Annotated in this window: 16 protein-coding genes and 3 pseudogenes; 11 read left to right on the forward strand and 8 right to left on the reverse strand. The window is 42.8% G+C overall.

All coding sequences use genetic code 11. The features are described 5' to 3' along the window. Positions 1–6: 6 nt before the first annotated feature. From AC6I7V_RS21160 to AC6I7V_RS21175, 4 genes are read left to right on the forward strand one after another with little or no spacing between them, the layout of a single operon-like run. The gene (locus AC6I7V_RS21160; RefSeq protein WP_498012465.1) at positions 7–1,104 is read left to right on the forward strand and encodes an NAD(P)/FAD-dependent oxidoreductase; all 1,098 of its coding nucleotides are present in this window, start codon (positions 7–9) and stop codon (positions 1,102–1,104) included. Continuing rightward, positions 1,088–1,387: a (2Fe-2S)-binding protein gene (locus tag AC6I7V_RS21165; protein ID WP_498012466.1), complete on the forward strand. Its 300-nt coding sequence runs from the start codon at positions 1,088–1,090 to the stop codon at positions 1,385–1,387. Before AC6I7V_RS21160 ends, AC6I7V_RS21165 begins: the two co-directional genes overlap by 17 nt. A 10-nt stretch (positions 1,388–1,397) precedes the next feature. Then, complete coding sequence (locus tag AC6I7V_RS21170) at positions 1,398–2,849, forward strand: FAD-dependent oxidoreductase (protein ID WP_498012467.1); 1,452 nt, start codon at positions 1,398–1,400, stop codon at positions 2,847–2,849. Then, positions 2,830–3,192: a RidA family protein gene (locus AC6I7V_RS21175; protein WP_498012468.1), complete on the forward strand. Its 363-nt coding sequence runs from the start codon at positions 2,830–2,832 to the stop codon at positions 3,190–3,192. Before AC6I7V_RS21170 ends, AC6I7V_RS21175 begins: the two co-directional genes overlap by 20 nt. Before the next feature lie 277 nt (positions 3,193–3,469). Here the strand turns inward: AC6I7V_RS21175 and AC6I7V_RS21180 are convergent, their stop codons facing one another. Continuing rightward, complete coding sequence (locus AC6I7V_RS21180; protein WP_498012469.1) at positions 3,470–4,123, reverse strand: glutathione S-transferase family protein; 654 nt, start codon at positions 4,121–4,123, stop codon at positions 3,470–3,472. 102 nt (positions 4,124–4,225) lie between these two features. Here AC6I7V_RS21180 and AC6I7V_RS21185 point away from each other — a divergent pair, with 102 nt between their 5' ends. Beyond that, positions 4,226–5,125, forward strand: coding sequence for a LysR family transcriptional regulator (locus tag AC6I7V_RS21185; protein ID WP_498012470.1), 900 nt, complete (start codon positions 4,226–4,228; stop codon positions 5,123–5,125). Positions 5,126–5,304: 179 nt separating this feature from the next. Here AC6I7V_RS21185 and AC6I7V_RS21190 read toward each other — a convergent pair whose 3' ends face one another. Continuing rightward, complete coding sequence (locus tag AC6I7V_RS21190) at positions 5,305–5,889, reverse strand: NAD(P)H-dependent oxidoreductase (RefSeq protein ID WP_498012471.1); 585 nt, start codon at positions 5,887–5,889, stop codon at positions 5,305–5,307. A 1-nt stretch (position 5,890) separates the two neighbouring features. Next, complete coding sequence (dkgB, locus tag AC6I7V_RS21195) at positions 5,891–6,691, reverse strand: 2,5-didehydrogluconate reductase DkgB (RefSeq protein WP_498012472.1); 801 nt, start codon at positions 6,689–6,691, stop codon at positions 5,891–5,893. Positions 6,692–6,802: 111 nt separating this feature from the next. On the opposite strand from dkgB, the gene AC6I7V_RS21200 reads away from it, so the two are divergent. After that, positions 6,803–7,708, forward strand: a complete 906-nt coding sequence (locus AC6I7V_RS21200) for a LysR family transcriptional regulator (RefSeq protein WP_255232950.1) — start codon at positions 6,803–6,805, stop codon at positions 7,706–7,708. A 38-nt stretch (positions 7,709–7,746) separates the two neighbouring features. Here the strand turns inward: AC6I7V_RS21200 and AC6I7V_RS21205 are convergent, their stop codons facing one another. From AC6I7V_RS21205 to AC6I7V_RS21225, 5 genes and pseudogenes are all read right to left on the reverse strand, one after another. Next, positions 7,747–7,950: a hypothetical protein gene (locus AC6I7V_RS21205; RefSeq protein WP_498012473.1), complete on the reverse strand. Its 204-nt coding sequence runs from the start codon at positions 7,948–7,950 to the stop codon at positions 7,747–7,749. 437 nt (positions 7,951–8,387) lie between these two features. Next, a pseudogene (locus AC6I7V_RS21210) lies at positions 8,388–8,468 on the reverse strand (SGNH/GDSL hydrolase family protein); the annotation flags it as partial. A gap of 199 nt (positions 8,469–8,667) precedes the next feature. Further along, complete coding sequence (locus AC6I7V_RS21215) at positions 8,668–9,012, reverse strand: heparin lyase I family protein (protein ID WP_498012474.1); 345 nt, start codon at positions 9,010–9,012, stop codon at positions 8,668–8,670. Positions 9,013–9,170: 158 nt separating this feature from the next. Further along, on the reverse strand, positions 9,171–9,539 hold the full coding sequence (locus AC6I7V_RS21220) for a regulator (protein ID WP_498012608.1): 369 nt from the start codon (positions 9,537–9,539) through the stop codon (positions 9,171–9,173). Between the two features lie 246 nt (positions 9,540–9,785). After that, entirely contained in the window at positions 9,786–11,420 is a 1,635-nt protein-coding gene (locus AC6I7V_RS21225) for a glycoside hydrolase family 19 protein (RefSeq protein ID WP_498012475.1), read from the reverse strand. A 728-nt stretch (positions 11,421–12,148) separates the two neighbouring features. Here AC6I7V_RS21225 and AC6I7V_RS21230 point away from each other — a divergent pair. The 5 genes and pseudogenes from AC6I7V_RS21230 to AC6I7V_RS21250 all read left to right on the forward strand — a co-directional run. Next, positions 12,149–12,268 (forward strand): annotated as a pseudogene (locus AC6I7V_RS21230) (IS5/IS1182 family transposase); the annotation flags it as partial. A gap of 545 nt (positions 12,269–12,813) precedes the next feature. Continuing rightward, a pseudogene (locus AC6I7V_RS21235) lies at positions 12,814–13,013 on the forward strand (DDE-type integrase/transposase/recombinase). A gap of 60 nt (positions 13,014–13,073) precedes the next feature. Beyond that, complete coding sequence (locus tag AC6I7V_RS21240) at positions 13,074–13,232, forward strand: IS3 family transposase (protein WP_498012476.1); 159 nt, start codon at positions 13,074–13,076, stop codon at positions 13,230–13,232. 81 nt (positions 13,233–13,313) lie between these two features. Then, positions 13,314–13,403, forward strand: coding sequence for a hypothetical protein (locus AC6I7V_RS21245; protein WP_498012609.1), 90 nt, complete (start codon positions 13,314–13,316; stop codon positions 13,401–13,403). A 40-nt stretch (positions 13,404–13,443) separates the two neighbouring features. Then, entirely contained in the window at positions 13,444–13,845 is a 402-nt protein-coding gene (locus tag AC6I7V_RS21250) for a hypothetical protein (protein WP_498012477.1), read from the forward strand. Positions 13,846–14,869: the final 1,024 nt, after the last annotated feature.

Here is a 14,869-nt window from a genome sequence, read left to right on the forward strand (position 1 = left end):
AACGATATGAAACCGGATTACATAATTGTCGGTGGAGGCGTCGTGGGCTGCGCAGTGGCTTACGGACTGCTCAAAGCTGGCCACAAGGTAACAGTACTCGATGGTGGAGATGAGGCTCATCGTGCATCACGAGGGAATTTTGGCTTGGTATGGCTATCGAGTAAAGGTTTAGGTGCCCCTCACTATGCCGCGTGGACACGTCGCTCAGTGGGACTATGGCGCAAACTGGCTGATGAGCTTGAAGAGATGACGGGTGAAGAACTCAATCTTGTTCAAAACGGAGGATACGACTTTCATTTTTGCCAGCAAGAGATGGCTGAGAAAGCCAAGCAATATGAGGTGCTTCGACAACAGCTGGGTACGGATCATCCCTACGAAGTTTGGGATAGAGATCGTCTTATTGCTGAAGAACCAGACATTGGTGAAGAAGTTGTTGGTGCTATTTATGGCCCGGAAGATGGGCATGTGAATCCGTTAAATCTGCTTCGTGCTTACACTAAAGCAATCAATGAGTTAGGGGCAAATGTTGTCACTGGCGTTACGGTGTCAGAGATAAGTAAAAACGACTCACAGCGATTCGACGTCGTATTGCAAGATGGAACGCGTTACAACAGCGCTAAAGTGGTTTTGTCGGCAGGTTTAGGATCGGCGGAACTGGGGCCTAAGCTTGGCTTTGTTGCACCAATTAGCGCACAAAAAGGTCAAGTTCTGATTACCGAAAAGCTTCCCCCAAGACTGCAGCGTGCCTCAGGGATCATCAGGCAGGTCAATGAAGGTGGTATTCAGATTGGAGACTCTAAGGAGAACGCTGGTTTTGATGATAGCGATACTCTAGACGTCACGGCGGCGATAGCTGAACGAGCGATTGCGGTTTATCCGTTTTTAGCCCAGACAAAGTTAGTTCGTAGCTGGGGAGCTATTCGCATCATATCTCCCGATGGCTTACCGATATATCAACAGTCGAAAACCAATTCAGGCGCTTATCTCATTAGTTGTCATAGTGGTATTACATTAGCCGCAGCGCACAGTTTTTTGCTCCCAGCTTGGCTAGAAGAAGCAGCGGATGCACCAACTTTGGAGTTATTCAGTGAAGACAGGTTCTAAGTTTCAACGAATGGTTGCGACAGAAAGTTCGCAACAGACGGTGGAGTTTTTTTGGGAAGGCAAGTCATACACAGCCTATGTTGGTGACACCATTGCGGCTGCATTGTTGGCTGCAGGTGTTGACCATACTCGAGAGTCTCCCCAGTCGGGATCCCCTCGCGCTCCGTTTTGCATGATGGGTAGCTGCTTTGAGTGTCGTGTTCAAGTTAATGGTGAGCACAATGTTCAAGCATGTATGAATGTAATAGAAGATGGCATGACGATTTGCCGTCAGACAAGTTAGTGGTGAGTTCATGCAAGACGAAATAAAGAAACAAGTCGATGTATGTGTCATTGGTGCTGGCCCAGCTGGAATGAGCGCGGCAGTGAGGTGCGCAGAATCAGGTGCCAGTGTGGTTGTGATTGACGAACAGCCGATCCCGGGAGGTCAGATATATCGAGCGCAGAAAGAACAAGGGCATCCTAACGGCTCTATCTTTGGCCCCGACTATCAACATGGTGCAAGCATAATCAAAGCGTTTAATCGAGCACCGCTGACCCATATTACCAGGGCGACACTGTGGCGAGTCGACAATGAAAACTGCGTCTACTGGAGCCAAAATGATGTAGCCAATAAAACCGTAGCGAAACAAATCATCATTGCGACTGGGGCAACGGAAAGGCCATTTCCATTTGTCGGTTGGACTTTACCGGGAGCGATGACCGCAGGTGCGTGTCAGATTATGATGAAAACCTCGGGCTTAGTTCCAACCAATGCTGTACTTGTCGGAACTGGGCCACTCATCTACTTGCTCGCAGCACAGATGATCGATGCTGGCTCGCCTCCTAAAGCGATTGTGGATACCCAACAACCTAGCAGTTACGTCGAATCGATTCGCTATGCTAGCGGTGCTTTAAAAGGTCACAAAGTACTTTTCAAAGGCCTTAAGCTGTTGGGTAAAATTCGCCGTGCTGGAGTTAAACGCTATACCGGTGCCACCGACATAGCCGCTTATGGAGATCAAGCTGTCGAGCGACTCACTTTCACCGCTCAAGGACAGCCACACGCCTTAAATACCGATACCTTGCTCTCTCATATTGGCGTTATTCCTAATGTTCAGCTCACGAGAGCAATGGGGTTGGAGCACGAATGGGATCCGCTACAGATCTGTTGGCGACCAAGGGTTGATCAAGACCACCGAAGCTCTCGCCAAGGTGTTTTTGTTGCTGGCGACGGTAGCGGTATTGGTGGAGCAATGGCTGCGCAATACCAAGGTCACCTTGCAGCGGTTAGTGCTTTAATGTCGCTTGAAAGCGATGGAGAAACATCACTAACTGAAGAGCGAGACAAGCTGCGAGCATTGATTGATAAAGAAATTGGAGTGCGACCGTTTTTGGACGCTCTGTACACGCCACCTAAGCAGGCACTGACACCAAGCGATCAGACTATTGTTTGTCGTTGTGAGGAAGTGACAGCAGGACAAATTCGCCGTCAGGTAGAGAGAGGCGCACACGGGATCAACCAAATCAAAACCTATACGCGTTGCGGTATGGGGCCTTGTCAGGGACGCTATTGCGGGACCACGGTAGCTCATATTATCCAAGAGAAAGTAGGGATTCCTATGGAGAAGGTCGGCTATTACCGCCTGAGAAATCCGATTAAACCACTCAAACTGGGTGAGTTGGCTAGCTTAACCCCAATCGGCGAATCATTCATGTACAAATATAGAAATAAAGGAACACAAAATGACTCACATTCAGCGTAAGCACACCAATCAAAGAATGAGCAAAATCGTTATTCATAATGATACTGTCTATCTTTGTGGTCAAGTCGGTGTGAAAGGCACTAGCGTTGCTGAACAAACCGCAGAGGCATTATCCCGAGTTGAAAGTCTGCTGATTGAAGCAGGTAGTGACAAAGACCATGTGTTACAAACCACGGTTTGGTTAGCAGACATGCAGGATTTTGAAGAAATGAACCACGTCTGGGACGAGTGGTTTAAACCTGGTTTTGCCCCTGCGAGAGCCTGCGGGGAAGCGAAGCTAGCAAGCACTGAACTAAAAGTTGAGCTTCTTGTTACTGCGGCATTACCGCAAACAAGTAACTAGCGCATCCGATCGAATGCCGCCATAAACATTGGTAATCTTTATGGCGGTATTATTACATGTAAGCTACCGCACTAGTCTTCGGTTTCGAAGCATAGTAAAACCTGATACTAAGACGTTCAGATGATTTAAAATGTCCAGAGGCTTCATAATTGGCACTTCATAATACAGAAGTGCCACATTCAAAGTTATACCTGATAAATACTCCATCCAAACAGTTATCTTTTGGATTACGTTTATATATTTCTAGTCGAAACAAGAGATAAGTGGAAATAACCAATTATCGATGTTTTTCGCAAATATCACTATTTAGTGCTTCCTTGCGTAGACCGACATTCGAAAGTTGCATAGGTACAAAACCAGGTAGCCCCTCTACTCGTTTCAGCCAAGCTTCCAAAACAGGATAGTTGGCCAAGCCTATTCCTCCCTCCGGTGCTAACTTGATATAACTGTAGAGTGCTAAATCTGCAATAGTAGGCTTTGTTCCAACAAACCATTGACGGCCGTGTAAGTAAGTTTCAAGTTGTTTTAGGAGCTTATGTGCTTCTAGAGTGTGCGATGCACTATCTATGCTGCGATTGAATAAGTTCGCTGCACGAAGTTTAGCTATTGAACCTGCTAGTCGATGAGCAGCGAGAGACAGAAACTGCTCGATATGTGCACGCACCAGTGAGGACTCCGGAAGCCACGTCTGTTCTTTATCATAAACGCCAGCAAGATAAACCAAGATCGCATTTGAATCAGAAATGACAACTTCATCATCGACTAATACTGGTATTTGTCCAAAGGGGTTAAGTGCCAAAAACTCTGGCTTTTGATGCTCACCGTTAGGTAAATCGACAGTAGTGAGTTCAAAGTCCAATTCGAGAATGTTTAATAGCATGTGCGCGCGGTGTGCATGCCCCGACATAGGGTGCCAGTATAGCTTTATCATTATTTTCTCCTAGCTCGTTGTCTGTTCTACATTTAAGAACAAGTTGCCAAGAAGAAAAACCCCGCTAACATGGAATGATAATTTCCAAAATGTTGATAGTTTATGGACACTATAGATGGAATGAGAACAGTTGTGGCTGTGATAGAGACAGGCTCATTTACTGCCGCTTCTGAACGTTTAGGTATTTCCAAATCTCTAACCTCCAAATATGTAAATCGCGTCGAAGAGCAACTCGGAGTCAAACTGTTTCATCGCACGACCCGAAAGCTCTCAATTAATCAGGATGGTCAAGAGTATTACCTGCAAGCACAACAGGTTCTGGCTAAGTTTGATCAGCTATACCATCAACTCCATTCAAATAATAAAGAAGCGTCTGGCTCAATACGTGTGACCGCTTCGCAGGGTTTTGCTGAGGAGTTATTAAGCCCACTTCTTCCAGAGTTTTACGCGCGATATCCAGATATTCAGATTGACATCATCGTTACCAATCAAAAACTGGATTTAGTCGAACAAGGCATAGACATCGCTTTTCGTGCCAGTGAACTCGAAGACTCCAACTTGAAGTATCGTAAGGTAATGTCCCTTCAAAGTTCTGTTTATGCGGCGCCTGAATTAGCGAAACAGTGCTACGATGGTATGGAATTAAAACTGTTACCTTGCCTTGTCGACAGCAACCTTCACTCAACAGCTCGCTGGCCTGTAGCTAACACTGTGAAGCCAAGCAGTGCTTATCATAACCTCTCCGTAAACGCCGTTTTCAAAAGCAATAGTCCACGACTTATTCGCCAGTTGACGCTCTCTTCGGTTGGAGCAAGCTATCAGCCCGATATTATTGCTGCACCTTATGTGGAAAAGGGACTTCTGAAAAAACTTGATGTCGGTTTTAAACCTCTTAGTTATCCGCTAAACGCTCTATACCGTGGAGGGGCTTATCAACCTGAACGAGTGAGAGTATTTTTAGATTTTGTTATGGATAAACTTGGTGCAATTGACAATAACTGACGCGTTGTAATTACCAAGGCATCCTGACTAAATACAGCGCAACGAAATAAACATGAGAGTCGAGATTTAATTGTATCAAGCAATTACCAACATACTCACCCTCTCCAAATAAAAGGGTGAGTAGAAAATAACCCAGAACCAATTAGGTCCAATCAGAACATGGAAATATCAGTTCTAAATTAATTTGAAAACACTTCTTTTAAGTGTGCTTTATACCTGTCAAAATCGTTTTCTATCTGAGGGTTTTTTATGACGTCATTACACATAAATGTGCGCAAGGGGGACATTCCCAAAAACTGATGTGCTTTATGAAATGGTAAGTACACACCATCAACGCCTACCCCTTCAAAAAACTGAGATGGATCAGTAAAAGCTTCTTGTGGGGCATTCCATGTAACCGAAAGCATATACTTTTTCCCTTGAATCAACCCACCTGAACCATACATTGAGTTGCTATCACTTCGTGTTCTGCCATCACTTTGATACAAACGACCGTGCCCAATAGTAAAGACATCATCGATATATTTTTTTACGATCCAAGGTGTTCCCATCCACCATGCTGGGTTTTGGTGGATCACAACATCTGCCCATAACCACTTTACTATTTCAGTCTCTATGTCGTAGCCGCTATCAACCTCAGTAACCTCTACGTCGTGGTTTAGCTCGGTCAAATAGCTCACAGCTAATTCGACTAAGCTACTATTAAGTGCTCCTTGGGAGTGAGCAAACTTTTTACCACCATTAACAATTAATACATTACTCATTTTAATCGTCCCACTGTGGAGCAAGACCATCAGGACTAACTTGACGCCCGTTACGCTCAAGGCTATCGATTAATTTGATATCCTCACTCAATAGTTGAATCTGTTGAGCTTGAAGATTACTAATGAGGTTCTCACGCTTGGTTGAAGATGGAATCACTGCAAATCCCTTTGCTAGCGCCCACGCGAGCACAATTTGCGCAGGCGTTGATTGGTACTTACTTGCGATATCAATAATCGTAGAGTCCTTTAAAGCTTCGCCATAAGCTAACGTCATGTAAGAGGTTACTTGAATGTCGTTTTCTTGCATAAATGACACTAGCTTGTGGTTTTGCAAGAATGGGCTTAGTTCAATTTGGTTAGTTGCTATATTTTCCTTGCCCACCGCATCAAATGCTTTATTTAACAACTCGATATTGAAGTTTGATACCCCAATTTGTTTGGTTAATCCTAACGATTTTGCTTCAAGTAGCGCTTGCATATACTCTTTGACGTTATCGTTTGTACCTGGCCAATGAATCAATGTTAAATCGACATAGTCAGTCTGTAGTTTATCTAGGCTCTCTTTGAGGCTTGGGATGAGCTTGTCCTCAGCCATATTGTCTACCCAGATTTTTGTTGTGATGAGCAACTCTTCTCGTGGCAACTTAGATTCAACCAGTGCTTCTCCTATGCTCGCTTCATTACCATAGATTTGAGCGGTATCAACCACACGATATCCAACTTCCAATGCGTTGCGTACTGAATTTTTTACCACTTCACCCTCTAAGCGAAAAGTGCCTACACCAAATGAAGGTACTGTCATTTTTATCTCCTAAGTATTTATCTTGTCTTTGTTGTTGGCACTAACTTTACTTGATGATTTTAATTCCCTAAAGTAAACATTAGTTAATTATAAAATTACAAAAGGTAACGAATGAAATCGACCTTGGATGAAATGAAAGCTCTAGTCGCAGTTGCCGATACTGGAACTGTGAGAGGGGCGTCAGAGATTCTTTCTATAACACCAGCTGCGGTGAGTAGAACTATTTCTAGGCTCGAAGCGAAACTAGAAACCACCTTATTAAATCGGACTACACGTAAATTGAGCGTCACTTCAGAAGGCAGTATATACCTGAAAAGAGTACGCAAAGTGCTCGAAGAGGTTGAGTTAGCAGAAGTACAATTGAAACACCAGAAAGAGACGCCCTCAGGTTTTTTGCGCATAAATGCAGCCACGCCCTTCGCGATTCATGGGCTTGCTCCGTGCATTTCGCGTTATCAATCCCTTTACCCTGACGTTGAAATCGAGTTGACGACAGATGAAGAAAACATAGATTTAGTTGGTAAGCACACCGATATTGCTATCCGCATCGGGCAGCTGAAAGACTCCTCATTAAGAGCAGTATTTATCGGTAATAGCAGAATACGTATTGTTGCTAGCCCTGAATATCTGAATGAATTTGGTACACCAAGTAGTATTGATGAGTTGTCCAACCATAGGTTATTAGGTTTTAGTCGGCCTGAGATTTTGAAAAACTGGCCGCTCAAAGATGCAAACGATAAGATCTTTAGAGCAACGAGTGACTTGCAAGCCGACAACGGTGAGGTGATCCGGCATTTAGCGTTAAGTGGAGCTGGCATCGCATGCTTGTCCGACTTTATGACATTTAGTGATAGAAGAAATGGTACCTTGGTAGAACTTTTCAAAGAGTCTTCACTCAAGATAGAGCAGCCCATTCACGCTATCTACTATAAGAACTCAGCTACATCTCTAAGAATTTCATCGTTTATTGAATTTATCAAGGCGAATCTAAATGTTGAGAAAAACGAGTTTATGTAGCTTTTCTTTCGCACGAGAGCGAACCGATTAGTCATTAATTACTGAAGCGCGCCAAAAGTCTGTAATTTCAAGCCCCATGACGTTTTAATTATCTCGGTGTAAACATTAAGCGGGTGAATCGCCTGCGCGATGTTGCGAACGGTATTGTCATCCACTTTGTCCATCTTGGTGAGCATGACACGATTTGAGAACATGATTTGCTTTACCAATAAGTTTTCAACGCCGCGAACGCCCTGCTGCACCTTCTCCTGCCACTTCGGAATTAAGGCAGAACCTTGTCGACAATTGCTGTCTTAGACCCAAAGATTAAGAATCGGTTAAGACCACAGAGGCTGGTGTATCAAAACTCGCCTTCGTTTCTTATCATGTTTCACCATCAGCAAAGGCTTGACTATTGATAAAAATAATAAGTGGTTACAAAACGACCATTGCTTTGTTTTTAAAATTGGAGAAAGATAACAATACAGTGATTTATAGGAGGTGGTGTTATGACTTTAGTTCTTACCGTTCTTATTTTCATAAGTTGTATTGCGATGCTCGCAATTGGTGTGATGTTCTCACGTAAGCCGATCAAGGGCGGAGGTTGTTGCAAAGCGTCCAATGTTGCGGATGTAGGCGCACGTAAAAGGCAGCCCCGCAAGGATACATCGTGTTCCAGTACATCAAGGTCCAGATAACAGTTTTTCATGTCGTTCGTGCCGAGCATAATGATGACCAAGTCAGGCCGATGAGATTCCAAACAAGGACATAAATAACGCAGGCGAGTATTCCAGACCTGTAGTTATTCATTTATTACTAATTTAGCAAAGTCGCTGACAAACTTATTGTCCACAAATGTTTCGGTTCATGCTGACCGAATGTGATGACCGGACGTTATAGTGGCTGGAACAATTCTAGTTGATCGCCAGACTCTATGTTGATCAACAACTCCGATAAGGATCGTAGATTTGGAATAAGGCTTATTCCAAATCCGTATTTGATTCCTCAATCAAGGTTCGTGAGTAATCATCCAACAGCAGAGCAAAGGTGTTGACACTGTGGTCGCGGTAAATGCCCGCTTTAAAATAGGGGCCGAGACAATCGACATAACTAGTCGGCCCGTGGTGGTTCACTACACGTTGGTCATTGATGGTAATGGCAAGGTAGCCGTCAGAGTTAGGCGTCCACTTCACCTTGACATCAAACTGATACCAGCGATTCTTTTCGATCGGCGCGCTTAGGTAGTGCTGAGTTCTCATCATGCCGTGTTTGTTGTCGCTGTTCACCGCCAACTGACTGGTTTGGGAGCGTGTAGTGGTTAGCAAAACGAGCCACTACTTTGTAGTTAATTGTCGTATTTGGTATATCTAACAAACAAGTTATTTGTTCCAATCAACTTCATCTTGTCAATAAGAACCTCACCTTATTAGGCGCTGTTGCTATAGCTTTGACCTCACACTGGTAAAATCATACTTTTCTAATTCTATTTCCTAATGTTCGCTATAGCCCTAGTCAATCCAAGTAGGTGTGTCGAAGTCTTAATCTCTAATTCAGATTGAATCCCCAAAAGCGCAATCCCTGCTAATATTTGTTGTGGCCTCACGACTTGGCCTGTCGGCAGTTCCATACTGTCATATAACATTTTGAACTGTTCCCAATCATCACTTACGCTGAGTTCCCGACCTTTTGCCATACGCATAAGCCTTTTACACTCGGGAGGTATCGGTTTTCCTTCATCCCAACCCGTAACAGTTCTCACACTTTTAAAACACAGTTCAGCAACCTCTTCCTTCGTCATTTGGCACTCTAACTCTCGAAAAATGTAATTCTTACTCATTTCGCGATACTTCAATATGATAAAGCCTCTAAATACAAGAGATTGCATTGGTTTTACAAGATATGCATCATTAAACATAATGAGACATAATAAACACCTCAAAATACGGGGTGTGTTATAGGTTTACTTCCTGTGTATCTATACATCGATGTGTTTTATTATGATTTATTGATTCGTTAGGATGGCTATTTTTCAAGATAAGGGGGTATGAAGACCAATTGTATACGGTTTCGTTCCATTGGACTTCATACCCCCTTATAGCTACTTGATAATAGCGTCAGGAAAGTTAGCTTTTACACACTGTGTAAAATCACCTTCTTTAAAGGCTGAGTAAGGAGTTTGATAACCAACTAACTGGCAAGAATAAGTTGCCCCACTAGGGGTTTCATGTGACCATCCCCAATCTTTTTCCCAATAGATGTTTATAGCACCTGCACCTTCAGCATCAAATTGCTTCATTCCCTTACAACCTAAATTTTCATCATCATGAACAGGAACGTCTAAGTAGTTAGCGAATTCTATGTAGTAGCTGATGCGATTTAAAGATTGTGCAACTTCAACAGTACCACCACACTCAACACCACCATTAATGATTTGTGTAGTGACACCAAAACCTGGAGTTAGGTCGTTTGTTAAGTCACGCTCATTTGGCTGCCAAGTTCCATCAATCACGTGTAGCATTGATGGTTTTGGTGGTTGTGGGTAAGTGAAGAAGAATACTGCTGAGGCTAAGTTTAACCAAGTGTCAGCCACCATTTCTGGGTTGTCCAGTAAGGTTCGAACAGTACCAAACATAGCTTCTGAGAATGGACCATAGTTATAGTTATAGCTTAATTGTTTTGCACCACGACCAAAGTATGATTTGAATTCACCATTATCAAAAGTACCACATGGCCAAGTTTGACCTTGCCATACATCAGGGTTACATTCACCATTATAACCACCGCGCATTTCTTCATCCCAACCCATTTCACGAACGTGAACCAAGCCTTGACGCCATTCAGGCACTTCCCAGTGAGCAGTATGTCCGCCGGTTTCTTGGGTAAAGTGAGCAAACATGGTGGCTAAAGATTTACGACAGATTGCATCAGAATCACGACCGTCATCATAAGTACCACAGAATGCAGGGAATTTACCTGCTGCTTGTAAGAAATGGCGATAAGTATATTCTGGCGCACGTTTTGCGAACATGAAGTCCCAATCCGCTTCAGAAATAATACCTTCGATACGTTTTACGTTTTCTGGGTTACTTGCCGCTAATGGCTTAATTGAATTGACAGCCGTGTTATCGATTGTACGAATAGCTTCTTTTACTGAAGCCATTGCAGGGAAGTCAGTTAATTGCGCTTCTTTCTCGGCTAAATCTTGTTGATCAATTATATAACCTTCATCAGGCGTTGGGTCAGGCGTTGGGTCAGGCGTTGGGTCAGGCGTTGGGTCAGTTACTTTTTCCCATGCTTGATCCCAGGCTGTACCTGTTCCTGGAGCATAAGCCCATGCTGCACCGGAGCACCACGTTTGGGTTACACCATTCTTGCATAGGTATAATTCCCCTGCATTACTAACAATATCACCACCAGAATATGCCTCGTTTTCTGAATAGGCAGGGTACTCTCCTTCCAGCGGAGGAACTACAGGTGGTTTTTCTGGGTCAACTGGTGGGGTTGTTTCGCCACCTGTTTCTGAGATCAATACCCATGGAGACTCCCAACTGTTCGCCGTTATATCTGCTGGTGATTGATTAGGATTTGCCCACCATTGGGCTTCATAAATTGCGCCATTGAAGGAAACTTTCTCTCCTGCTGTGTAGCTTTTGCTTGAGTCATAAATACTCGATGCAAATACTACAGAAGAGAAAATAATTGAAATAGCTATAACAGAAAGCTTGAACTTCATAAAATTACTCCTTTAATAATATTTGTTAGGATTAATCCCTAACAGTTTAGAAATATACACCGTGCTAAATAAATAAGAGAACATACTTCTTCAGAAATAGAGCTACTTTCTCACAGTAAAAAAAGAAACGTGAACCCAAGTCACGTAAAATGAGACCATAATAATCCATATCAGATAATAACCCCTCCTAGGGGGTTTTCTTTTCTGCACTGGACAAACAATTTTATTGAGTACGGAGCGCAATCTCTGGAGAAGCATCAATTAATATCAGTACTGATGAAGCAGATATATCTGGTGATTTACCTAGCGCTCAATGGGATGCGCTTAATGATCAGACTGATGATGTACATCTCTACCGTAATAAGTTTGATAGTTTTCTCCTGATGTTAGATATATTAAATGACCAGGGTGGCTGTAGCGTTTTTGTATATCCTTTGCGAAAGCTACCCAAGGTAAGTAAGTGTACTTGATGAAATCGAAGAACAGCTGCTTCGTGGTTCTTTACGTTGGCAAAATAATACTTTTGATCGAATTTTTGGTAGTGATAACCATTATGTTATTATGTTATTCCTCACCCTAAATCAAAGTTTGAAGGCGTCATTGATCCAGAAGATATTAATGGTTGGGCAGCTAGACTGTTTTCTAGAATTGTATAATTAATGCTTTAACTCACAGTATGAGCGTATCAAATGTAATTAGCTTATAAACTTTGTAGAAAGGGTAACCCAGAACAGCCAAGCAAGGTTAAAAAACTCAAAGAGCACCCCAGAATTAATAAAGTGGCGATTAAACTCGAATACTTAAAAGCTAGTGTGCGTGCTTTTGTTGAGGATCCGTTCAGGATGATATTCGATAATAGCAGTGATATTACCCTGTAAAGTCATACATGGGTTATTTGTTGTACTTAATCACTGTTTCCTTAGGTGCACTAAGTCCTTAGAATTTAAGTTAATTCAGGTAGTTTGCTCTGGGGTGTGTTTATTTTGACCGATCTCTAATTAGGTTTAGTATGATACTTTATTACTTGACTATACGAAGTGGGTTTTATTATTGGATTGATAATCGCCATAAAGTCACTCAACGCAATGAGCACCGCAAGCAGCTTGATAGCAAGGTTTGAGGAGTCTTTGCTGATAAAAAGGAACGCGATGGTGCAAGGCGTATTCAAAAAGAACTTGAAGAAAATGGTAATAAGCATGATGTAAAAACCATTGCTGCGAGCATGAAGCGCAAGAGCTTAGTCGCGAAGGTCGCCCGTAAGTTTAAATGTACGACAGACAGTAAGCATAGGCTTCCTGTTGCCCCGAACTTGTTTGAGCAAGACTTTAATGCGACAGCACCGAATCAGAAATGGGCTGGGGATATTACCTATCTAGCGACAAGCGAAGGTTGGATGTATTTAGCAGTTGTAATCGACTTGTACTCACGGCAAGTATGAGCACGAGAATGACTGCGACTCTGGTCTGTGATGCGCTATCAATGGCATTATTCCGTAGAGGGATGCCAGAAGGTGTGATTATCCATAGCGATAGAGGTAGTCAGTATTGTTCAAAAGACTACCGAGACTTAATTGCAGCCCATAATCTAAAATAAAGTATGAGTAGGAAGGGAAATTGTTGGGATAACGCCTGTGTTGAAAGCTTTTTCCACTCAATGAAAGTACAAGCCGTCCAATACGAGCCGATAATGACGCGAGAAGAGATGCGCCAAGCACTTTTTGAATACATCGAAGTTGATTATAATCGAACAAGAAGGCACAGTGCCCTTGGGTATCTAAGCCCAGTTAACTTTGAAAAACAATATGTCGCTTAATGCGCTGTCCAGTCTGACTGGAGCAGATCAGTTACTCTGTTTAAGCCTAGCCTTTTACTGCTTGATGAACCTGATTCACATCTGCACCCTGACAACCAAACGCTTTTAACTGAAGCGCTACAAACCATATCTCAAGAAACAAATACAAAAAATAATAATATCAACCCATAGTCGTCATATTGTTGATTCATTGTATGGTGAAGCAAACTTTGTGTGGCTTAAAAATGGTAGTGTTTTTGAGCAAGGAAATAATCTTCATAGATTATCTATGTTAATGGATATTGGAGCGCTAGATAGTTTTGAAAAACTAAGAGAAGGTGACATCGACTACGTATTTCTTACAGAAGATACCAAAATGGGAATGCTTGAGTGTTTAGCACAAGCATTAGGAATGCCACAGTCAGGAACTATTTTCTATAGCTACAAGGCATCGACCAACATTAATTCTGTGGGTACCCTAACAGAATTTATTAAAGAGATTGCCCCTGAAACACAGATAATTGTACATACTGACAATGATTTCCTTACTGAAGATGAAGAAAATCGCCTAAGTGGAAAAATTTCCGGCTTCGATGATACCCCATTTATTACTAAGGGTTATGATATCAAATAATATTCTGTAAACCCGCATCATCTCTCAGTACTTCTTGGCGTTGAGGAAGTAACTGAATGGATCAATGAGCTTGCAACAGCTCATCATAATGAACTCACACATAAGTTTTCAAGAAAACGTGATGAGGCCAAAAATAAATTGCATCGTGGTTCAAATAACGCACCAGATACCCTAGCATTGATGGGCACTTCTGTTCCTTTAGAGTCAGAGAAACGGCTCGGAAAATTTATGCTAAGAAAGATCCGTGGAGGTCTTCAACAAAGGTTCGGAAGAAATATTGATATTATGCAACAAACAGAACACCTTAAATCTGAAAGAATCGAAGAAATCATAGAGCAGGCTTAACAAGTCAATCCAGCCGACCGTCTACAGCGGTGGCTATTGAGGCGTCTAACCCGTAGAAATCTTAATGCGAAACTGGCGTGTTGGAGTTAAAGACCTAACACGCTTTTGTCCGTGCGACCTGAAGTCGTATCAAGCGTTGTTCACCGCTTTATGAGTGAACCATCTGTATCACCAGATGAACCTATGAGCCTGAATAAAGCAGCGGCTCAGACAATGTAACGAAGAGCGGGAATATCCCATTCGGGATTTGAATCGTGAGAAGAAGATCCTCCTGATAACCACAAATCGGGTGAGTGCTAGGTAGTCAGTATGATGAACGTAAGTGAATCCACGTAAGGTGCGTTATGCGTTGAAACAGCGGAAGTGGTTATTACGCTGTAGCCAAAAGGCAATGAGAGTTGGAAAGAGGTTGGACAGTACTTTTTCGTGGTCACTGCACTCTCCGCACTATAGTGGGCATCTAACCTGACATTTTACGCAACATACGGAACAGGGTAAGCCTGTATCACTCCCTTTGGGAAAGCCTTTGTGGCCGATAGTGGTGCAGGTATAGGAGGTCGGAAAAAGCGAAGGCTGCATTGTAACGATGTAGATACAGACTGATGTCTGATCACGAAAGTGAGCCCACTTCCGACTGGTCTCCCATTGCGAGAGAATTTGAAGAACTTTATTTAAGGAG

The organism is Vibrio sp. KUL70 (genome assembly GCF_059725515.1).

What these genes read in the sequence shown, in the direction of transcription:
- AC6I7V_RS21160 (WP_498012465.1), top strand. Translation starts at nt 7, where the DNA reads ATGAAACCGGATTACATAATTGTCGGTGGAGGCGTCGTGGGCTGCGCA.
- AC6I7V_RS21170 (WP_498012467.1), top strand. Translation starts at nt 1,398, where the DNA reads ATGCAAGACGAAATAAAGAAACAAGTCGATGTATGTGTCATTGGTGCT.
- AC6I7V_RS21175 (WP_498012468.1), top strand. Translation starts at nt 2,830, where the DNA reads ATGACTCACATTCAGCGTAAGCACACCAATCAAAGAATGAGCAAAATC.
- AC6I7V_RS21180 (WP_498012469.1), bottom strand. Translation starts at nt 4,123, where the DNA reads ATGATAAAGCTATACTGGCACCCTATGTCGGGGCATGCACACCGCGCG.
- AC6I7V_RS21185 (WP_498012470.1), top strand. Translation starts at nt 4,226, where the DNA reads ATGGACACTATAGATGGAATGAGAACAGTTGTGGCTGTGATAGAGACA.
- AC6I7V_RS21190 (WP_498012471.1), bottom strand. Translation starts at nt 5,889, where the DNA reads ATGAGTAATGTATTAATTGTTAATGGTGGTAAAAAGTTTGCTCACTCC.
- dkgB (WP_498012472.1), bottom strand. Translation starts at nt 6,691, where the DNA reads ATGACAGTACCTTCATTTGGTGTAGGCACTTTTCGCTTAGAGGGTGAA.
- AC6I7V_RS21200 (WP_255232950.1), top strand. Translation starts at nt 6,803, where the DNA reads ATGAAATCGACCTTGGATGAAATGAAAGCTCTAGTCGCAGTTGCCGAT.
- AC6I7V_RS21225 (WP_498012475.1), bottom strand. Translation starts at nt 11,420, where the DNA reads ATGAAGTTCAAGCTTTCTGTTATAGCTATTTCAATTATTTTCTCTTCT.
- AC6I7V_RS21240 (WP_498012476.1), top strand. Translation starts at nt 13,074, where the DNA reads ATGAAAGTACAAGCCGTCCAATACGAGCCGATAATGACGCGAGAAGAG.